Raw genomic sequence first — 20,727 nt, 5'->3', positions numbered from 1 at the left:
ACATATGCAGTCTATTAAACCATTAATGGAAGAATTATATGAAATAGAATTGAATGCGTTAGAAGCGAATGATTCGTTTCCAAAACCACCTAACTGGCGATTGTCACCGCGTGCCGTTCGGACGTTTATTATCGGACAAGAAGAACCGCTTCTTTGGGAAGGAAAAGAAGTGGAAATTAGTCGTAAGTTTTATGGTAATGATGCGCTTGTGGAACGAGCGATTGTTACATTAGCAGGGAATCGCGGACTTATGTTAATCGGAGAGCCAGGAACAGCAAAGACGATGCTAAGCGAGCTGCTTTCTGCCGCAATATGCAGAAATAGCCGTAACACTGTGCAAGGAACAGCTGCTACGATGGAAGATACGATTAAGTATTCGTGGAACTATGCACTTCTTCTTGCGAAAGGGCCTGTAAGGGATGCGCTTGTGCCAGGACCTCTCTTTGTTGGGATGGAACAAGGGATATTAACTAGATTTGAAGAATTGACTCGCTGTCCGCAGGAAGTGCAAGATTCATTGATCAGCGTTCTGAGCGATAAAGTACTAAATATTCCGGAGTTTGGGGAGCAAGGAATTCTTACAGCTAAGCCTGGATTTAATATTATTGCGACGGCTAACACACGAGATCGCGGTGTGAATGAGATGAGTAGTGCATTGAAGCGTCGTTTTAATTTTGAAACGGTGCATCCGATTAAGGATGTAAAGCTTGAAGCAAAAATAATAGAGTCACAAGTAACGCGCTTATTAGGAGCATCAGGCATTACACCAAAAGTGGATGAGACGGTTGTTCAGCTGTTAGCGACTGTTTTTCATGAACTACGGGAAGGTGTAACTGCTGAAGGAAAACGAATCGATCAGCCATCTTCTGTTATGAGTACTGCAGAAGCAGTATCGGTATATTATCAAAGCGCAATGGATGCGTATTATTATGGAAGCGGACAAGTGAAGATGGATGCGCTTGTTCGGTATTTATCGGGCACAATTGCGAAAGAAAACAAGGATGATTTAGAAAAGCTGCGCAGTTACTTTACAAGCATCGTTAGGGCGCGAGGTCAAGTAGGAGGAGAGGTATGGAAGTCGTTTTTCGAAGCTCGCAATCAGCTGAAGTAAATGCATTGTTTCAAAGAGCTTACAATTTAGATCACAACGTCGTATACGTGCCAATTCGCCATCATAGTCCTGCGTGCTCTTTTCATGTACAAAAGATCGTTAAATTCTATAAACCGGATGCGATTCTTATAGAAGGACCGATAGATTGCAACCCTCTTATTCCGCATATTGTGAGTGCAGAAAGTGAGGCTCCAATTTGTATATATTGCAGTTATGATGATAAAACGGATGTGCTTGAAAGAGGAGAAAGTGGAAAGTACCGTGCGTACTATCCCTTTCTCGACTATTCACCGGAACTTGTCGCGCTGCGGGAAGGAGCTGCGCGCAATATTCCAGTTTCATTTATTGATCTTCCTTATAAAGAATATTTGTTTGCAACGAAAAATGAGGAAGAGAATGGGAAGTATGACGAACAATATTTCCGGCACAGTCAATATGTTCGTATGCTTTCGGAAAAAACGGGGTGCCGAAGTTTCCATGAATTTTGGGAGAAATACTTTGAATTCCAAGGCTTTCATCTGACAAGCGAGGAGTTTGTCCGTCAGCTCTTCGATTATTGTTATTATACGCGCGCGGACTATACGCAGGAGATGCTGATAGAAGACGGATGCGCAGCCAGGGAGATACACATGGCAAAGGAAATTGAAAAAGCGCGTAAAGTGTATGACAAGGTGCTCGTTATTACCGGAGGCTTTCATGTGAAGGGGCTTCTTGAATTGGAAGGGAAAAAGAAAAAGCTGTCCAAAAGCCCATTATCTAAAGCGTATGCCAAAAACTACCTTATGCCGTATTCCTTTTTGGAAAGCGATCAGATGCGTGGCTATGAGAGCGGTATGCCTGCACCTGCTTTTTACCAACATATTTGGGAGAACAGGGATGAATCGGTAGCTGAGCAATTTATGATACGAATTGCTAGACAGCTAAAGGCAGAAGGAATATCAATGGCAGATGAGATTGAAGCTGCGCGAATGATACGTGAACTTGCACTGCTTCGAGGAAAGATGCAACCTGGATTGTATGAACTGATGGATGCAGTGCGTAGTGCATTTGTGAAAGGTGAGATATCTGCAGCAAATAAGCCTTTAGCGCTGCTTCAGACGAGTTTGCAAGGGACGAAGCGCGGGAAATTGTCAAAAGAAGCGGATGTGCCGCCGCTCGTGCATGATTTTCGTGCTTCTGTTCGTTCGTTTCGTCTTCCAGCACGTTCTACTGTACCACAGGAGACGATTATTGACATATACAAGAAAGAAAGGCACTTGCGTTTAAGTCAATTCTTTCATTGCCTCGCTTTTTTAGGAGTTCCGTTTTGCGAGAAGCTGCGCGGCCCAAACTTAGCTAGAAAGCAGAATATGAATCTTATGCGAGAAACTTGGAAGTATCGTTTTTCAGCACAAGTAGAAAGTGCTCTGATTGATTTATCTGTGTATGGCGGAACGGTGAGAGAAGCCGCGCAAGAAATGCTGCGAGCAAAGCTGTATAAGGCGAAAGGACGGGCTGGAGAGGTGGCCCTTTTATTGCTAGAAGGCTACTTAAGTGGGCTGTTTTCTGACTTTTCCATGTACACCCAATTTATAGATGAAGCCGTGCAAGAGGATGGAGATTTTGCTTCTATGGCAGATTGCGCTTACTATTTATCACAAATAGAAAAAGCAAATCAGCAAGCGGATCATGCTAGACATAAAGCACTTTCGTTATTTTCTGTTTTAGATGGGGGCGAACCAGCAATTATTGCGGAAAAGCTTATTGATTTGTATACAATGCAGCCTGCAGACCAGCAATTTATTGAAGCGCTGGAGCTTTATTTGCAAAAGGAAAAACGAGAAAGCCGAGTAGAGGGAGCAGTATTTGGGCTGTTAACTTCTTTAGGGAAGCGGAAAATCGATGAGGTAATGCAAGTGGCAAAAGGATATTTTTATGGAAGTGGCGATATGCAAAAGCAAGCTCCGATATTTTTGAATGGTTTGTTTGCTGGCGCAAAAGATATCTTCTTATATAACCACTCGTTACTTGACGGAATGTCTCATGTTCTAGAAGAACTTGATGAAGAGACATTTTTACAAGTATTGCCACATTTGCGCCTCTTGTTCAGTCAATTCACGCCGCTTGAGGTGGATACGATTGCTAGACAGATTGCTCGATTATATGGTGCTACAGAAGAAATAATAAAAGAAGAAGGAATTTCCGAAGAGGTGCTGACGTATGCAATGCAGTTAGATCGCAAGGCACGGGAAATTTTAATGAGACGGGGGCTAGAAGATGGAGAATAACATTTCTTTAAATCGCTGGCGTCTTGTTCTTGGGAAACATGCAGATGACCAAATCACATTTCAGGAAGAAGACCCTGCATACAGAGCAATGGATGAGGTGCTGGAGTTTTTGTACGAGAGAGAACGCGGAGAAGAACGCGGCGGGTCGTTGGATCCCTCTCAGCTAACAGTGCCGACTTGGATTTCGAAAGTGCGGGAGTTATTTCCGAAAGAAACTATTGAGATTATGGAAAATCATGCGCTAGAAAAGTATGAATTAACGGCTCTATTGCAAGATAAGCAAACGCTTGAAAAAATGGAGCCGAATATGAATTTATTAAAATGCATTTTACAATTTAAAGATTATGTAAAACCGGATGTATTAGACACAGCTAAACGTATTGTAGCGAAAGTCGCTGAGGAGCTGCGGCGTAATTTAGAGCAAGAAGTGAAGCACGCTTTAAGCGGTAGACCGGATCGAAATCGTTCTAGCCGCGTTCGTACGATGCGCAACTTTGATTTTAAGAAAACGATTCGAAAGAACTTAAAGCATTTTGACAAGGAAACAAAAGCCATTCATATTGAAAAACCGTACTTTTATGCTGCCGCGAAGCACGTTAGCCCATGGCGTGTGATCCTCGCAGTAGACGAGAGCGGAAGTATGATTGATTCTGTTATTCATAGCGCAGTTATGGCGGGTATTTTTGCAAGCTTACCGACGATTAAGACAGATCTGTTCATCTTTGATACAGCTGTTGTTGATTTAACGGATCGTATTGACGACCCGGTGGAAACGCTTATGAGTGTACAGCTTGGGGGAGGAACATATATTGCTCAGGCGCTGCGCTACGCAACGAATAAAATCGAGATGCCTCATAAAACAATTGTCGTGCTTGTAACAGATTTATATGAAGGTGGCAGTTACAATGAAATGTACCGAGAAGCGATGAAGATTGTAGAATCAGGAGCAAAGCTGATCGTGCTAACATCTCTGGATCCGACTGCACAGCCTTTTTATGATAAACAGGCAGCTAAAAAAATGGCGGCGCTCGGTGCTCATGTAGCGGCGTTAACACCAGGGAGGTTGGCACAATGGATCGCAACAATCATTTCTTAAATGTTCTTTCCTCTATTGATGAAACATACTTAATTGCCATGTCTAACAAAGGAACATATAAGAGAGCAATGAAGGATTTGGCCGTTGTATCAAATGTCAAAATGGACGTAGAAGAGGGTGCAGCGCAAATACATCTTGATGACGGAATTACTGTAACGTTTACGGGTGATATACGCAGTTACTCTTGTAGTTGTGAAGCCCGTTCGATTTGTAAACATGTCATTATGGCTCTATTAGAAGCAAAGAAGATGTACGAAGGTGAAGAGAACATAAAAGTTGATTTCTCTGCTCTTTTGAATGTGAACGTTCGCAATATTGTCTCCGAAAAAATGTGGGCTGAAATGATGTTTCGCGAAACATTTCAGCAAAAGTTTGTTTTAGAAGAAGAGGGGGCTTTAATTGCCACTTTCCCAGAAGAGAATATAACAGTTCGCTTTCTAACAGCTGAATCGGTAGCGGATGCGATCTGTACGTGCAAAGCAGAGGGGATATGCCGGCATAAGGCGGAAGCGGTATATTGGTATCAAAAAGAGAAAGGAATCTCGCACGAAACGAAACAGATGCATCCTCTTATCATTGCGCCGGATAAGCTATCTATTTTCAAAGAAATGATCGAGCAAATTGTTCACTTTGGATTAACACGCCTTACCGAAAATACAATCTATGAAATAGAACAACTTTCTGTAAAAGCACGTTCTTTGAAACTCGCAAAGTTAGAGAATTTATTTCGTAAGTTCGGGGCGGATATTGGGCTATATCGGATGAAGCATGCATCTTTTCAAATGGCATCTTATCGGCAAACGGTGTCCGCGATTTATGAACACATTTTGTTGTTAGAGCGCCACCATCTGCAAGAGAGTCCGTTTCGTTCGGAATATTACGAAGTTCCACCACTTATTTTGCATGCTTTTGGTGCATCTGGCTGGCAAACGAAGTCTGGTTATGTTGGTGTGACGTATTATTTCTATAATCGAGAACAGGAAAAGTGGATCACATACACACAGTCGCGCCCCATGTTTTATGAAGGGAGCAGCACAACTTCTGAAGAACTCCATGAAAGGCAAGTTCCATGGGGAATTGCAGGGAAAGGATACGAACTATCTCGTTCATCTATCCGATTGAAGCAGGCAAAACTTAACGCCGATTTTCAATTGTCATCTAGCTCACAGACAGTAGGAGAAGTGGAAGGGAAAACAAATGTGGCAGAGTGGCAATCTCTCTTTTTAACCTCATGGGAAGAACTATTAAAAAAAGTAAAAGAGCAAAGGCTAGAGGCAAATAAACAAGGAATCTTTTGTATCGAAGTTGCTGAAATAGGAGAATGGAAGTTTCAGAAGCAAGAACAAAAATGGATCATACCTCTTATCGATAAGAATGGGAAAACATTGCAAATGCAAATGATGAAACGACCAGAAAATGAGCGAATGATTCGACTTGTAAAAATATATGTGGACTCGTTGCATATAAAGAGAATGCTCGTTCATCCTTATCAGGAAGGAACAAAGCTCGTTGTTACACCTATCATTTTATATACAGAAGCAGGAGAGATTATAAATACTACACTGAGTGAAGGGGGAACGTTCTATGATCGAGTTAATGCGCCTAATCGATGAATTGGAAGAAGTTCTAGATGAGATGCTTGTCTCAGGAGCAGGGACTGTCCCTCTTTCCTTTTTTCAGGATATAAAACGAGAATGCGAAAAGTATGGTCTTTCTTATGCTGCCACGCAGCTGCTTATCATAGAGGAAGAGCGAAACAAGGCCCGCTTTCTTCATAAAGAAGAAACAAACAAACTGACAGAAGCGTTTTGTAAGTTGCAGGAATATATTCAAGTTATAAAGGCTGAAATGCTGCATTTATAGATAAGGTAGAAGGTGTTGTAGCAGATACTGCTATAGGGAGATTTTAGCTACTAATAAATATCATAAAGATGAAACTAAGAAAGAAGCAGGAGAGTATTTTAGGGGAATCTTTGCTTGATTTCTAGTTGTTAAAAGTTTTTTGATACTTGAATTAGAAACCTGTGACAGTAAATAAGTGAGATGACATTTTAATGCCCCCAACTCTAATTGTATTCGTAAAAATATCTATTAATTATTTTGATAGGTGTTTCATTAAAAACCTACTATTACCATGATAAATCATTAGTAGTATGAATAAGCAAAGCGAAAATTTTCCCTTGTTATTGTCCTGGCAATTAGTACAATACAGGAATTTTCGCTTTTTGTATGTTTTTTCTTTCTGCCAACCCCGTGATTTGGTGCTGAACTTAATTTTCGTTAATTGGTCTGATTTTTTCCATCCAGTTAGCTACTTCTATTGCAGAGACATCCTTTTCATTCTTAAGATTATGAGTAATTGATTTGTAGTCATCATTATTTCGGTTTTGACTTAACTTAAAGGAAGTTTCGACTTTCTCAACTTTTATTTTGAAGCCTACAATCCCTTTCATCTCTTGTTTTAAAAATTTTGGATCTAAAGTATCCCATAATACTCCATTATCTCTACCTTGTTCATATTTCTTTAGCATTTTTGCTAACATAAGCTCTAATTCTTCGCCTTCTACGAGCTGAGCTGTACCATATACATGGACTGATACATAATTCCATGTGGGTACATTTTCTTGAGCGTACCAGGAAGAAGAGACATAAGCATGTGGTCCTAGAAATGTAACTAATACTTGAGGATTTTCTTTTAACAATTTCCAGTGATGATTGGCATAAGCGAAATGTCCAGATAAATAAGTATGTCCCTGTTTATTATATATATCCAGCGGAAGGTGTGTTGCAATTGGAAAGTCTTTCGTACTAGATATTAAGGTTCCAAATGAATAGTTTTTGATAAGTTCTAAAATAAGTTCTGAATCTTGCACTTCAAAATATTTAGGTGTATACATAAAAATCCTCCTTAAAGTGTGAAAATCTATAATGATTAATAAAATATAACATAGCTTATTTGAAATAAAATATAACATAGCTTATTTGAAATAAAATATAACATAGCTTATTTGAAATAAAATGATTTTTCAAAAAATACAGAAGGGTTTTAGCAAAAAGGAGAATAATAGATGAGTAGAATCGCAATTAAAATAAGCCCTAATGGTACGCTTAATAACTATATAGTTCCTTTGAGAAAGTATACTGATTTAGGAATTACAGACATAAAAAATAAAATTGAAAACGAAGATTGGTTTGCTGAAACGGATGCGAACGATATTGACGATATGCAGAGTTTGAAAGGGTTAGTTGATAATTTGTTGGAGTTAGGCGCAAAAGTAAAAATATTTGAAAGTGATGAATATGGAGAGGGGATTTTTGATTATCAAGAAATTTCTCACCAAGAATTTATTAATCATATGAAGCGATTAAAAGAAATTATGGAAGAATTACAGGATTACGATGATAGGTTAGTTGATACCAGTACGTAATGAATAGAGTTCTTAATGAGTGTTTTGATTACACAACAATTCTTAGCTTAGGTGGTTCAGAGAAAGTAGGTATAATAAGTAATGAACTATGGTGTATTTAGTAATTTAGTTGAAGAAGTAATTCAGTTTTCAAAAAGTTTTCAGGGTGAACTTACTCATAATATTTCCGATAAGATTGTTATTATTAATGATATAAAAAAAGCAGAGCATTTCGCTTATGATGAGATATTTGGTGATGATGAGTATAGTTGGAAAGATATTAGAGAATTGGAAATGAGTGAAGATTGGTGTAGTTATTATGCAATGTCAGAAAATGAAAAGCCTAAAGGGTTGGAAGAATTATTAGAAATTATTGATGATAATGTGCGAAAAAGCCCATTTAAATATAGTATATTTTATAACGATGTTGTAGCTGACCTTACTAACTGTGCTATTAATAGAGCAATAAACGGAAAGAGTAATTCCTTTTTTGAAGAATTGTTTGATATATATAAATTTGGTGCTTTTCCTTGTGGTTGGGATGGCAATGATCCAGAAGGGAAAATTGTTGCGTATAAATTGGATTGATGAGATTTCTCTATTCTTATTTCTTTAATTTAATCAAATAAAAAATTAGACGGGTAAATAGTTTGCATTTCACGAAAAGTGTTTTTTATTTTAACATAGGGTGCGGGTGATTTAGTGAAATATTGGGGAGACAACGAATTATTTGAAGCGATCAAAGAGGACTATAATGATTTTTTAAGTTTAAATAGAGGATATAGAGAGGCAATAGCAGCAGAATGGAGGACATTATGATAAAAATCGATAGAGATGGTGAAGCCTACTGGAGTGAAACCGTTGATTTAGGTGTTTTAGGTAAGTTTAATAGCATTTTTATAAATTTAGATGGATGCGATATAACAGGGGCGACGGATGATATGTCCCAAGAAGAGAAGATAGAAAAAGCTACAAAATATTATGGTAATAGATTCAAGGAATTAGAAGCAAATGTGTGTTTTATAAATGAGCAATTTCTAATGTGGATTATAACGCATTTATGTGATATAGAATATCCATTTTGGGAATTTGGTGATGAAGATGAAGGCAGTGAAGATTATCCAGATTATATAGTTAAGGAAGAAATAAAAAAATTCGAAGATGAAAATGGACAATTGAAACATGATCCGTATAGTCCAAGTCCTATCTATAAAGAAATTCAAGAATATAATGCATATAATAATGAAGGTAATTTATCAAGTTATGAAATTATAGCGAAATATTTACCAGTTCTTGATTTTAAAAAACTTGTAGATACAATTAGAGCTAATAGCATAGATACATATGAAGATAACATAAATTTTCAGGTGAGTAGCGAGGTTTGTGGTGGTATGTTACTTTGTGCTACCTATGGAACAATATATACCAATAATGAGTTAGAAGTTACGCATAATTGTTAATACAAAAGTGACTGGTGACAATAAAAATGGTGATTATATGGAGAAATAATTTAACATGTAGCGAGAAGTAAATCCCAATGTTAAAGTAAAAGATTTACTCTGTATGGCCGAAATGCTACCGGATTAGCCCCCATCGTTTGGATACAGGTAACCTTATTTGTCCTTTTTCATACGTTTACACAGGTGTTGATTATCCAGTTTCAGACAAATCACACCTATATAAACGTTTGTAGTTTCTTAGGAATGTTTAAAAAATAAGCTATTTTAAGCCGTTGTAAACCAATAAACAGCAAAATAACTTTCTTCCGTTTCCATAACAAAAAATTCATCATTCCATTCTGGTTCATAAGCATAAGCAATTCTGATTCCTTCAATAGGGAACTGGATAGGTTTAATAAGGGGGGCATATCTGTTTCTCAATTCTGTGAATTCTTCTTGGGATAGTGTTTTCAGTTCTTCTTGTTCAGCCCTAAATTTTTTTTCAAATTCCCACATAGGCATATCTTCAACGTGTTTTCCTTTATACCAAAACCAATGCATATTTCTTCGTTCAATGAATTGGCACTTTGCTGCAAAATCTTCCAAGGTTTTAATCGTGTCGTAACTGCTTTTTCCTTTGCTATGTTCAAAAGCATATATTGTCTCTTCACCACAATTTGATAATTCATCATCTTCTATTACAAAATATTTCATATCTAAAATCTCCTAGCTTCTTGTCTTGTAAATAATCAATTTCTTTTCAAAAGACCATATTGATTAAGGATGAAAACTTTTTCTTTTTTAATTTTTATGCAAGAATGGATATATTTTTGTTTTATTAGGTATATTTCATTGGTGTTTTATGTAAAATTTGTATATCTGCTAGTTAGTCTAACATATTATTTTCATACAATCTAATTTAAGTAAATTGTGAAATACAGAAGCTTTAAGATTAATAGACGAAAAAGATAAGATTTTTCAAAAGTGCTAATAATTGCCAAGATTTTGATTAACGAGTATAATGAAATCAATAAGTAACAAAAAGAAAAGGGCAGTGTAGGAAAGAATTTCTTCGCCTTACATGCGGTAGGTCGCAGGTTCGAATCCTTGCCTCTCCTTATGTTTTATAAACATAAGGAGAGTAGCTCAGTTTGGTAGAGCAACATATTGAGTCTTTCCGCCTATCTCCCTTTTTTATAATTCATATTTAATAGATTTGGGTAGTGTAGAGAAGGATTTCTTCGCTTTGGACGCCGTGTGTCATGGGTTCGAATCCCATCCTTTCAATTTTGGAAGGTAGCTCAGTGGTAGAGCAACGTAATGAGCCTTTTCGCTTATCTCCCAAATCTTTAAACATTATATATAACAGGAACAGTGTAGATAGCTTATGCTTCGTTTGCTAATATTAAATACTATAGATTCGATCCTAATCGATGCGGGAAGGTCCGCACCGAATTCGTACTTTTCTTTGATTCATAACACTAAGGTAGGAGTTACTTCGTCATATAGGGATTGTGTTTGTGGGATTCGATTCCTGTTTTGAATATTTCTTAAGTGTTAGGAATGAGTGAAAAGAGCAACGTATATACGTTGCCTTTTTTATTTGTATTTCAACCAGTAGTGTCAAAAAAACATCTGGGGGTAGATAATAATGTCAAAGTTTAATCATTCTTCTCAAGGAAGCCGTCAAACGTATACAAAAGAGGGCGGAACAGCTTATAAAATGTATGATAAAGATAAATTAGTTACGATGGTATTAACATCTTTCTTTAATGAGCCTAAATTTTATGGAGACAACAGCGAAGAGTTAGTTACTATTGCAAAACAAATCATGGACCGAGATCCTAAATTTGTTGCAAGTTTAGCAGTGTATGCACGTGAAGTGTTCTATATGCGTTCTGTTACACATGTATTAGCAGTGGAACTCGCAAACCACCCTGAAGGTCGTAAATATGCTCGTCAAACAGTTTCTCGTATTGCGCAGCGTCCGGATGATGTAACAGAAATAATGGCATATCAATTAGGGGTATATGGTCGGAAAAATCCAATTCCAAACTCTTTGAAAAAGGGGTTAGCAGATGCCTTTTCTACATTTGATGAATATCAATTAGCAAAATACAATCGCACAGGAAAAGACGTTACATTGAAAGATGTATTCCGTTTAGTAAGCCCATCTGCCAAAAAAGGAACAGAACGTTATGAACTTTATAAACGTTTGTTAGAAAACACACTGCAAGTACCATATACATGGGAAACACAGCTTTCTCAAAAAGGAAACAAAAAAGAAGTATGGGAAGAATTAATTGATAGCGGTAAAGTGGGTTATATGGCCTTACTTCGTAACCTCCGCAATATCGTAAATTCAGGTGCATCAAATATTGATACAGTATATAACATTCTTCGCGATCCTGAGAGAGTGAAAAAATCAAAACAATTACCATTTCGCTTTTTTTCAGCCTATCGTGTTGTGCAAGAAAAATTACCACAAGCAGGAAGCGAATTATTAGATATATTGAATGATGCAATTGAAGCATCTGTTACAAACATGCCGAGGTTATCAGGAACAACATTTATGACAGCAGATATCTCAGGGTCTATGACATGTTATCCTGTTTCAAAAGATGGGACTGTTAAATGTGCAGATATTGCTACACTTATGATGGCAATGGCACACTCCTTCTGTGATAATTCTATTACATCTGTATTCGCAACTGATTTCAAAGTGATAAATGTTTCTACCCGTTCTGGTATTTTAGAGAACATGAACACATTTTTATCTGAAGTTAATAAACATGGATATGGAACAAACTTACATCTTTCTATCAAATATTTATTAGATCACAAAATCAAAGTTGACCGCATTCTTGTCTTCTCTGATGAGCAAGTGTACGGAGATAGGTATGGAGACAATTCTTCACAAATTCTTCTTGAAACATATCGTCGTAAAATGAATCCTGATGTTTGGGTTCACTCTTTCAATTTAAATAGTTACGGTAATCAACAATTCGTAGGAGAGAAAGCAAATTTAATCGGCGGTTGGAGCGAAAAATGTTTGGACTTCATTCAATATGCAGAAGAAGGAACAGATTCCCTTATTTCGGCTATCGAAAATTATCAATAATTTTTGTTACACTCTTTGTATTTAGAAGACGGAATAATTAGGATAACGGCAGGTCTAGTTAACCATGATGCAATAAAAAGAAACTCATAATCTTTATCTCAAGGAACCAATGATTTTCTAATTAAAGCAGGTTTATCTGGAGCTGCTCCTCCATTTCTATGATTTGAGCCGTTAGCTAATCTTGGTGAGGATAGATTAACTACAAAAGCAACTGGATAGTAACAAACAATAAATTGCCTACTGATAAGATGAAACTAGTTTATGAAATTTTAATAAAGCATGCTGTTAATTACAATATTAAGGAGTTTGAAAATGAAAATAATTAATAGTGAGTATGGTGGTTTTGTCGTTTCAAAAAATATTCTGGCTGGCAAACCAGTTAGATATTCATTTAGAGAAGAAAGTTCTATCCCGCAATTAAATGGCTGGAATTTGTATGCTATAGATGATACTGATGAATATGTGAATCATGCGGATAATTTCATCATTTTAAACGCGGAATCTATTTTTAAAATCGCCCCTGTAATGTTTGAGATTTTTGAAGCGCCTTATGGAACGGATCTATGCTGGCTATATGAAGAAGGTATTCATATTGGATTTTATGATGTAGTCGCCGATAAAGAAGTGACCATTAATGAACTTATAAAACAAAACTAGTTTTTTCATGTAGCTCTATTTTATAAGTTCTTCAGTAGATGACAAACAAGCCCATTATAAGCCTCTTCCAACCCCCTTATAAACCCCTACCAAGTAATAAATCATTAAATAAACAAAAGAAAAAACAACTACAAGAACTACTACAAAAAAATAAAAAAGTAACATTCTAGTACTAGTAAAAATTATAAAATAAATCCACCAAATTTCTGCCTGCAATCCTATATATATGAAGGAGTAACCAATTCTATATTTAACACTAAAAGGGTAGGAGGAAGAAACATGGGAGTATACCGGAGTGTACAGGTGAATTTTTGGCAAGATGAGTTTGTGCTGGATTTAATGCCAGAGGAGCGTTATTTTTATATGTATTTGCTGACATGTTCGAAGACGAGACAATGCGGGATATACCCACTGCCACTACGTTTGGTAGAGATGGAAACGGGGTATAATCGTGAAACGGTTGAGAAGTTGTTGCAGAGGTTTGTTGCGTATGGAAAGATATTATATGACGCGAAAACGAAGGAGTTATATGTGCTAAATTGGTTACGTTATAACCCTGTTACGAATACGAACATAGAAAAGTGTGTGTTACGTGAGTTAAAGACTGTGAAAAATAAAGAGTTTGTACATATGTTTCTTCAAAGATGCCTCGAGGAAGAGTTGAATATTCCGTTATTGTTAGAACATTTCGGAATGCCAGTTGAAGTATCTGATGTGATTCCGCAAGAAGTTTTTCAAGGTTGTGCACAGGATGAGAAAGTAGAAGAAGTAGAAGAAAAAGCGAATCCAGGTAGCAGTGTATTCACGTTTTATGAACAAAACTTCGGTAGTTTGTCATCATATGCAGCGGAGGAATTAAGTGAATGGGTTACGGATTTGTCGGAGGAGCTTGTACTAAAGGCACTTCAGATTGCCTATGAAAATAATAAGCGGACGCTTGCTTATGTGAAGGGGATTTTACGAGATTGGTATGGGAAAGGATATACGAAGCTCAGTGAAATAGAGGAAGCAGCAGCGAAGTTTCGAAAGAAGGAGCCGTCTATTCTTTATGAGACGGAGAAGTTTTTGGAGGAGTGTGAAGAGTGGAAGAAGAATGTTCCGTCTGAGGAAGAATTACAGAAGTTCTTGCAGGAACAAGGGTGGCAGCCGTGAGTATTCAACATATCGAGGCGGAACAAATGGTGTTAGGATCTTTGCTTCTTGATGGTGAACTAATTAAGGAGTGTCACCTGATTGAGCGGTACTTTTCTATGGGGGTGTATCAAGCTATATTCAAGTTGATACGAAAAATAGAGGAAGACGAGCTGCAGCTAGACAAGCTAATTTTGTTTAAATAGATTAACTTGCATGTTAGTTTAAGATGGAGCCTGATAGATTTGTTACAAAATAGAAAAAGGAGATCTTAAAATGATAATAAACGATGCCGTTTTTGGTGAACTTGAATATAATTACGGATGGGTAAGGTACACTACTATAACGTTTTGTGGAAAGGAAGCTAAGATAGCGTTAATGGTAGATGGCGAAGAGGAGAGTGGATTTGATAAAGAACACTATGAATCATATGATTCATTGATGAAAAATTGGGAGCAAGTGCAACAAAGTATTTTGCAACCGATTTTAGATTATTATAAACAAAAAAGGTATGAGCTTGGTTATGATATTGAATTTAATGAACATTATTCTTTAATTGAAACAACTGATCAACTTCTTAATAGGATAAGTTTAGTTGGAATTGTTGTTCCGTATGCGGGTATTTTTGAAGGTCGAGGGATTGGACTCACCTTCGACTGTACATGGGATATGGAAAATGGGTTAGGTCTTCTTCTTATAAATGAAAAGGTAACCGAAGTGGGCTATCAGGATGTTGCGATTTGAATAGGGTGGAGTAATATAATAAAGATAGCTTAGGGTTTTCTTTTAAAATATGAAATTGATGAGGTAAAGAAGACGAATTATATTATTTATAAAGAGTTTTAACTTATATTGAAACTTAAATGAAGCATGAGGTGAATGAATTGTTTACAAAAGATACATACATTAGCTCGGTAAAAGAAAATCTTGAAAAAATTCAGAAAGATTGATTCATAATATAAGAGAAATTCTTAATTTTAATTATTACAGTAAAATAGAGTTAGTAGATTTTATGATTTTTATCGGATCATTTGATCTTTCTATCATGATGTTTTCTATGAATAGAGAAGCAAGTGAAGTTTTTTACGAAGGAAACGATAGCAGTGTTTTTGCAGGAAGTCATGAATTACTCGAACGTATATCATACTATAACCTTTCTTATGATAAATCAGACGAGTTCTGGGAGTTTTATGAAGAAAACGATGAGATCATATCGGAAGATGAGGAACAAATCATTGTGGAATGGTTTGTTGATTGCTGGAATAAAGCAAATGGAGGAAGTATAAAGTTACCTGCCTATTGTGGTTTTCATGATGCTAATCAATCATTTGACTTACAGAAAAATATATGGGTTTCTGATGAGGAAAAGTGGTGGGATTAATACGCAAAAGATAACGGCTTGTTTTTTACTATAAACTGTATGTGTCTTCATGGATAATTTCCCCCTTAGATATGCTATTTTTGTGTATTTTCTATTAATATTCTTGGTGGATCACCGCATGTCAAAGTAGGAGATAAATTATTAGTGTCATATACATGACTGCTTACTCCCCAAGCACTAGGATTTACGTTTCCAATTTAATCAATGTAATCACTTCTTCCTGCAAGAATCAGTTTTTTATGTTATTAGAAGTGGATTCTTCTAAGTTTATCAAATACCTTATATGTAAATAAAATCCCAGGAAATCATAGTTCCTAGGATTTTTTATCAATTTGGTTAAGAAGCATAGCATGATTTAACTTAAATCTTTAAGTAGATTATTTTCCCATGGAACAACACTCAATAGAGTTTTTTTATAATCAAACAGGAGCGATACGTAATTAATATTATATTTATCTTTATTTATGAATTCTATATCATTTGCGTTAAAGTGGCTGCCGATACGAAAGGCGTTAAAATACTCGTGCCAATCTGAATAAGAATGTTGTGAAAGTCGTGCAGCTTGTATCATAAAGTTTTTTGCTTCCTGTTTTGATAAATAACCGAGTCTTCTACCGACCCGGCATAAACAAATGCACCATGCATAATCAAACGCTGCAATTCCGGAATCCGTCAAAATATGTAATCCGTAATTAGCAATATAAAGTTTTTCATAGTCAGGATGGTCTTTCGATAATTGCTTTCGCGCTGCCTCGGAAAGAGGAGTCAATTGATGGCGTATACGATGAAATTCCTGCCGTGTTCCTTCTTCTAAAAACCAAATGATTTTCTCTTTTAACTCCGTCGAATTTTCGATCTTCCATGTCCATAACACGTTCTTTAAAAAACGTTTCCCAATAAAGCGGTCTCTGATAAGGGTGAATTCATATCGGGTAAAATAGTTTGTAAGGTAAACGCAATTCAAACAAACGGAAGACAGACAGCGGAAATATAGTTCGAGCTGTTTCTCTCGTTTTCTTTTATATAAAACAGGCATTCTGTCTCCTCCTTATGCTAATGTTTTAAGCCTAACGAATTTCCATGCTTCCCAAATAAGTGGGAATAGGAGAAGTAATGCATATTTAGATGGTAATGGGGTTAAAACAATAAGAATCATAAAGAGCAAATAAACCCAGGTGCGGCTAATAAATAGAAATAAAAGGTATAGCGCATAGCCGATAATAAACTTCATATTTATTTCTTGTTTCTGTCTCTTCTCTGGAATTTCAGTGTGAATTCGAATACAGTATGAACGAAATTCGAAGCGTTCCACATAACGCTTTACCACATCCAACGCCCTAGTGGCTACAGTTTCTATATCACCTGATTCGAACGAATACTTCACTATTAAGAATTGTGCGTCCATATGCTCCGGCTCAATCGACAGTAGATGCTCACAGTCCTTGGTAGCATCTGCAAACTGCCCGCGGTCATAGTAAATCTGTGCCCGATAAAGTAAACCATCCGGGTCATCTGGGCAAATGACAAGTATGTCATTGAATGATTGTAACGCACGTTCTTTATTTTCGATGCGCAAATAATAAATGCCCTGCATACGTAAAAGTTCCGGATCTTCTTGATAAAGCTCGTATGCAAAATCGAGTGCACTTTTTGCTGCTTCTAAGTTATTATTCATAAGTGTGAGCTGGACTTCTTCACGTAAATGAAAATACGCTTCAAAATCTAAATCATCACTTTTCTTGAAAATATCATAACGCATTTCCTTCTCGCCGCTAATTCTCTCTAGCAAAAACTGTACCGTTTCTTCACCATATTCAAATTCTAACTCCTCTCTTTGTTCACTAAAGCGAAATACATTGTCGAGAAGTTCCCAAATCGAGCGGGGGAAATGGTAATGATATTGTAAAAATTCTATTAATCTATCTTGAATCACTGCCGCATGTTCTACGTCCCATATCACATCGGAACTTAATAAGTCTTCCCAATTTTTCGGTTCGATTCGTGCAAAGAAATCGTTATACAGCGTCTCAATTTTTTCCGTAAATGCGTGAATGGGATGTTCTGAAACGAGAGTAGCGGCAAGTTCAGCGTCACCATCCATCCATGTAGAAGATACAGGATGGATATAGGAATTTTCTTCGTTTTCATCTGTTTTTTCTAGTTGAGAGGGAGGTGCGGTCTTCATTTGTTTTGCGCTTTTTATCGCTTTATCAAATGCTTCTCTCAGCCTCTGATATCCTTCAGGATCGTCTTCGGGATGATAGATCTTTAGAAGTTTTGCATAAGCCTTTTTAATAGCTGCAATATTATCGGTAGGCTCAATTTCTAACGTTTCCCAAATGCTCATGAATGACTGATCCACCTTTCAATATTCTCTAAATGCTCTTTTAATATATGAGCGGCTTCTTTCACTTTTTTATCATTTTGCGTTGTGAGCGCATTTTCAAATTGCTGTAACAAGTTCGCGACTTTCTGGCGTTCGTCACCGAGTAACTCTTCATAGAGCCGTTCGCCTTTTGCGAGCAGCAAGCGGTTTTCGGACCGGTCTCGTGGATGAATTTTAATTTCCTTCAATTCTAGTAGTCTAGCTTCAATTTCTTTTTCTGTAAGATTTCCGGCATTTTGTTGGATAATTGCTCTTTTTTTCTCTCCAGTCGTTGTACTTATTACCTCGACTTCGAGAATGCCATTTATGTCATATGTATAACGAATGTCAATCGCCTCTTGTCCAGCAGGAGCAGGAGGGACTTTAATTTTAAGTTCGCCAAGTTTTAAGTTATTTTTAACCAAGCGGTTTTCTCCTTGATAAACATCGACAAGTATGGAGTGTTGTCTATCATTGACAGTATAAAGTCGTTCCACTCGACTTACAGGAATCGGTGTATTTCGTTCAATAATCGGGAAGAAGTATCCGGATTCTTGTTGTCCATTTCCTAATGCTTGAACAACACTAGTTCCTAACGTATATGGACAAACATCCGTTAAGATAACTTCTTCTAGTGCTTTGTTTCGTTCCTTTAAAGCAACTTGAATTGCAGCACCTAAAGCAACCGTTTCATCAGGATTAATATTCGCATGAGGCATGCGTCCGAACATTTTGGAAATGACGGATTTGATAAGCGGCATCCTTGTCGCCCCGCCAATTAGAATGACAGCATCTAAATCTTTAGGGTTTAGCGACGCATCGCGAAGTGCGCGTTCAATCGGATAGCGAAGCCGTAAGAGAAGCGGGGTTACTAATTTTTCAAATTCGCTTCTATTGATGCGAGTTTCGTACGTCTTATTATGAATAACGACTTTCATATTTGCGGCAGGTTCATTACATAGTGTTAGTTTGCAACGTTCTGCTTGTGTATAAATTAAAGATAGTGTTTTTGAGTCAAGGGAATCAGAATCGAGCTGGTGTGACTCTAAGAAAAAGGACATGAGACTGTTTGTGAAGTCTTCGCCTCCAAGGTAATTATCGCCGGCGATTGATTTCACATCCATAACTCCTTCAAATAATTCCAAAATGGACACGTCAAATGTACCGCCGCCTAAATCAAATACAAGAAATTTTGTCTCTGCCGCTTCCTGATACAGTCCGTAAGCGATAGCAGCTGCCGTTGGCTCACTAATGAGACGTTCAACTTTTAATCCAGCAATTTCAGCAGCTCGTTTTGTCGCTTTGCGCTGAGCATCGTTGAAATAAGCAGGTACGCTAATGACAGCACCAGTAACCACTTCGTTTAAATAAGCTTCTGCATCTTGTTTTAAAGATTGAATGATAAAAGATGAAAGTTCTTCTGAAGAAAATGTATACATACCTAACTCGTATTTTTTCTCTGTTCCTATAAATCGCTTAAACGTTGATGCTGTAACGTGCGGATGGGTAATCAGCCGTTCTTTGGCGATGCGTCCGACTAAAATTTCACCGCTCTCGTCAACGCTGATGACAGATGGTGTAAGATATTCGCCAAGTGCATTTGGGATAAGGGCTGCACCATAATCCGTCCAATAGGCTACTAAACTATTCGTTGTTCCTAGGTCAATTCCAATCGTTGCCATAATAATCTCCTCTCGTTTTTACTCTATCATACTATATATTATTATTATTATTATAATATATAGTATGAGAAAAATGGAATCGTAGGGTTTTATTTCTTGAAGGAAAGGGGGAGAAACAGATAGTTTAGTAGTGTTGAGTTTGTTATAAGTGAAGAGGTATAATTTCATCAGAATGTTTTTACAAACATGGGGAAATTTTATGTAAAGGGTGGTAAAGAGGTCAGATGATAATTGGAATTATATGTTTGATTTTAGGAATAGCGTTAATTTGGATGAGTGGAGGGGGACTTTTATTATTGGTGCCTAGCATTCTGTTTACAGTGGCGGGCGGTGTTATATGTGTGATTTTTAGACGGTTAGAAAAAGAGAGAAGAAGATTAAGGAAGAATGGTTAGAAGTTACATATTGTATAGTTTGTACTTACATAATTAGGCGGAAGCATCAAGTCTAAAAAATCTCTTATATTTTATAAATTATAAAAAAAGAACCCTAAACTTCTCGTTTTAGGGTTCTAATTATGAAAGAATCGTTATTCTATATGACTAGTTAACAAATAGACAATATATCTATTTTGTCGGTTTTCGTCCTACTAATATTCAGTATAGAGATAAACTGAAAAGGGCAATGAGTACGAGAATGAATAGGATATTGCTAAACATGGAAGCGTCCGCATTGTTTGCAATTCCTAGGAAGCTTTGGCGCATTGCGGAATGGTCCATCATTGCTGCTGTATAGGCAATACCGATTGACATCGCGACATTGAGTGTTAAATTATAAAACCCGATTGCTGTTCCTGTTTTTTCTTTCTCGATTGTACAAATGCAAGAATCAAGTAATGGTGCATACATGAATGCAAATGAACTAGAGAATAGAACCATAGATATGACGAATACTTTTTTACTAACCAGTGTATGGAGTGAATAAGAAAATAAAAGCCTGTTTATTTAGGGAAAGTATTAACATATTAACTTAACAGATAGAGTTAGTATAGTTATATGGACACAACTTAGTTAAGTCCTTACAATGGGTTTCAAGGAGGAAGTGTCCGTATGACAAACAAGAAATTTAAT

At 36.8% G+C, this 20,727-nt stretch carries 19 protein-coding genes, 1 tRNA gene and 2 pseudogenes; 16 read left to right on the top strand and 6 right to left on the bottom strand.

Going from position 1 to position 20,727, the window contains the following annotated elements; genetic code table 11:
• The first annotated feature begins 4 nt into the window (after window positions 1-4).
• The 5 genes from JDS96_RS19565 to JDS96_RS19545 are packed head-to-tail and all read left to right on the top strand — an operon-like array spanning window position 5 to window position 6,337.
• Window positions 5-1,111 (top strand): ATP-binding protein, encoded by a 1,107-nt coding sequence (locus JDS96_RS19565; RefSeq protein WP_199667764.1) that lies wholly within the window; start codon window positions 5-7, stop codon window positions 1,109-1,111.
• Window positions 1,072-3,378 carry a DUF5682 family protein gene (locus JDS96_RS19560; protein ID WP_199667763.1) on the top strand — a complete coding sequence of 769 codons (2,307 nt, stop codon included), beginning with the start codon at window positions 1,072-1,074 and terminating at the stop codon, window positions 3,376-3,378. The genes JDS96_RS19565 and JDS96_RS19560 overlap by 40 nt, the downstream gene beginning before the upstream one ends.
• The gene (locus JDS96_RS19555) at window positions 3,368-4,474 is read left to right on the top strand and encodes a VWA domain-containing protein (RefSeq protein ID WP_199667762.1); all 1,107 of its coding nucleotides are present in this window, start codon (window positions 3,368-3,370) and stop codon (window positions 4,472-4,474) included. The genes JDS96_RS19560 and JDS96_RS19555 overlap by 11 nt, the downstream gene beginning before the upstream one ends.
• Window positions 4,450-6,087, top strand: coding sequence for an SWIM zinc finger family protein (locus tag JDS96_RS19550; protein WP_199667761.1), 1,638 nt, complete (start codon window positions 4,450-4,452; stop codon window positions 6,085-6,087). The genes JDS96_RS19555 and JDS96_RS19550 overlap by 25 nt, the downstream gene beginning before the upstream one ends.
• On the top strand, window positions 6,059-6,337 hold the full coding sequence (locus JDS96_RS19545) for a hypothetical protein (RefSeq protein WP_199667760.1): 279 nt from the start codon (window positions 6,059-6,061) through the stop codon (window positions 6,335-6,337). The genes JDS96_RS19550 and JDS96_RS19545 overlap by 29 nt, the downstream gene beginning before the upstream one ends.
• A 407-nt stretch (window positions 6,338-6,744) precedes the next feature.
• Here JDS96_RS19545 and JDS96_RS19540 read toward each other — a convergent pair whose 3' ends face one another.
• A complete protein-coding gene (locus JDS96_RS19540; protein ID WP_003209412.1) occupies window positions 6,745-7,371 on the bottom strand; it encodes an FMN-binding negative transcriptional regulator in 627 nt (208 codons plus the stop codon).
• A 171-nt stretch (window positions 7,372-7,542) separates the two neighbouring features.
• Here JDS96_RS19540 and JDS96_RS19535 point away from each other — a divergent pair, with 171 nt between their 5' ends.
• The 4 genes from JDS96_RS19535 to JDS96_RS19520 all read left to right on the top strand — a co-directional run bounded on the left by JDS96_RS19535 (window position 7,543) and on the right by JDS96_RS19520 (window position 9,341).
• Window positions 7,543-7,902 (top strand): hypothetical protein, encoded by a 360-nt coding sequence (locus tag JDS96_RS19535; RefSeq protein ID WP_199667759.1) that lies wholly within the window; start codon window positions 7,543-7,545, stop codon window positions 7,900-7,902.
• Between the two features lie 81 nt (window positions 7,903-7,983).
• Window positions 7,984-8,469 carry a hypothetical protein gene (locus JDS96_RS19530; RefSeq protein ID WP_199667758.1) on the top strand — a complete coding sequence of 162 codons (486 nt, stop codon included), beginning with the start codon at window positions 7,984-7,986 and terminating at the stop codon, window positions 8,467-8,469.
• A gap of 114 nt (window positions 8,470-8,583) precedes the next feature.
• The gene (locus JDS96_RS33080; protein WP_018766756.1) at window positions 8,584-8,700 is read left to right on the top strand and encodes an Imm3 family immunity protein; all 117 of its coding nucleotides are present in this window, start codon (window positions 8,584-8,586) and stop codon (window positions 8,698-8,700) included.
• Window positions 8,697-9,341 (top strand): hypothetical protein, encoded by a 645-nt coding sequence (locus JDS96_RS19520; protein WP_018766757.1) that lies wholly within the window; start codon window positions 8,697-8,699, stop codon window positions 9,339-9,341. Before JDS96_RS33080 ends, JDS96_RS19520 begins: the two co-directional genes overlap by 4 nt.
• Before the next feature lie 264 nt (window positions 9,342-9,605).
• On the opposite strand, the gene JDS96_RS19515 is transcribed toward JDS96_RS19520, so the two are convergent.
• A complete protein-coding gene (locus JDS96_RS19515) occupies window positions 9,606-10,034 on the bottom strand; it encodes a hypothetical protein (protein ID WP_199667757.1) in 429 nt (142 codons plus the stop codon).
• A 423-nt stretch (window positions 10,035-10,457) separates the two neighbouring features.
• Between JDS96_RS19515 and JDS96_RS19510 the strand changes: the two genes are divergently transcribed.
• The 7 genes and pseudogenes from JDS96_RS19510 (at window position 10,458) to JDS96_RS19480 (ending at window position 15,610) form a co-directional block, all read left to right on the top strand.
• Window positions 10,458-10,606, top strand: a tRNA-OTHER gene (locus JDS96_RS19510).
• Between the two features lie 365 nt (window positions 10,607-10,971).
• Window positions 10,972-12,441: a TROVE domain-containing protein gene (locus JDS96_RS19505; protein WP_199667756.1), complete on the top strand. Its 1,470-nt coding sequence runs from the start codon at window positions 10,972-10,974 to the stop codon at window positions 12,439-12,441.
• A gap of 312 nt (window positions 12,442-12,753) precedes the next feature.
• Complete coding sequence (locus JDS96_RS19500; RefSeq protein WP_199667755.1) at window positions 12,754-13,098, top strand: DUF2185 domain-containing protein; 345 nt, start codon at window positions 12,754-12,756, stop codon at window positions 13,096-13,098.
• 279 nt (window positions 13,099-13,377) lie between these two features.
• On the top strand, window positions 13,378-14,250 hold the full coding sequence (locus JDS96_RS19495; RefSeq protein ID WP_199667754.1) for a DnaD domain-containing protein: 873 nt from the start codon (window positions 13,378-13,380) through the stop codon (window positions 14,248-14,250).
• Window positions 14,247-14,426: pseudogene (locus JDS96_RS19490) on the top strand (DnaB-like helicase N-terminal domain-containing protein); the annotation flags it as partial. The gene JDS96_RS19495 and the pseudogene JDS96_RS19490, both read left to right, overlap by 4 nt.
• 79 nt (window positions 14,427-14,505) lie before the next feature.
• Complete coding sequence (locus JDS96_RS19485) at window positions 14,506-14,973, top strand: DUF6985 domain-containing protein (RefSeq protein WP_199667752.1); 468 nt, start codon at window positions 14,506-14,508, stop codon at window positions 14,971-14,973.
• A 268-nt stretch (window positions 14,974-15,241) separates the two neighbouring features.
• Complete coding sequence (locus tag JDS96_RS19480) at window positions 15,242-15,610, top strand: hypothetical protein (RefSeq protein ID WP_199667751.1); 369 nt, start codon at window positions 15,242-15,244, stop codon at window positions 15,608-15,610.
• A 355-nt stretch (window positions 15,611-15,965) separates the two neighbouring features.
• On the opposite strand, the gene JDS96_RS19475 is transcribed toward JDS96_RS19480, so the two are convergent.
• The 4 genes and pseudogenes from JDS96_RS19475 to JDS96_RS19460 form a co-directional block, all read right to left on the bottom strand.
• Window positions 15,966-16,646 (bottom strand): DUF1266 domain-containing protein, encoded by a 681-nt coding sequence (locus JDS96_RS19475; protein ID WP_199667750.1) that lies wholly within the window; start codon window positions 16,644-16,646, stop codon window positions 15,966-15,968.
• Between the two features lie 12 nt (window positions 16,647-16,658).
• Window positions 16,659-17,957 (bottom strand): J domain-containing protein, encoded by a 1,299-nt coding sequence (locus JDS96_RS19470; RefSeq protein ID WP_199667749.1) that lies wholly within the window; start codon window positions 17,955-17,957, stop codon window positions 16,659-16,661.
• Window positions 17,954-19,657, bottom strand: a complete 1,704-nt coding sequence (locus tag JDS96_RS19465) for a molecular chaperone HscC (protein WP_199667748.1) — start codon at window positions 19,655-19,657, stop codon at window positions 17,954-17,956. Before JDS96_RS19465 ends, JDS96_RS19470 begins: the two co-directional genes overlap by 4 nt.
• 596 nt (window positions 19,658-20,253) lie before the next feature.
• Window positions 20,254-20,559: pseudogene (locus JDS96_RS19460) on the bottom strand (MFS transporter); the annotation flags it as partial.
• Between the last annotated feature and the right edge of the window lie 168 nt (window positions 20,560-20,727).

The sequence above is a fragment of the Bacillus cereus group sp. N21 genome (assembly GCF_016483395.1).
Taxonomy (GTDB): Bacteria; Bacillota; Bacilli; order Bacillales; family Bacillaceae_G; genus Bacillus_A; species Bacillus_A pseudomycoides.
This window is presented reverse-complemented; position numbering and strand designations above follow the sequence as displayed.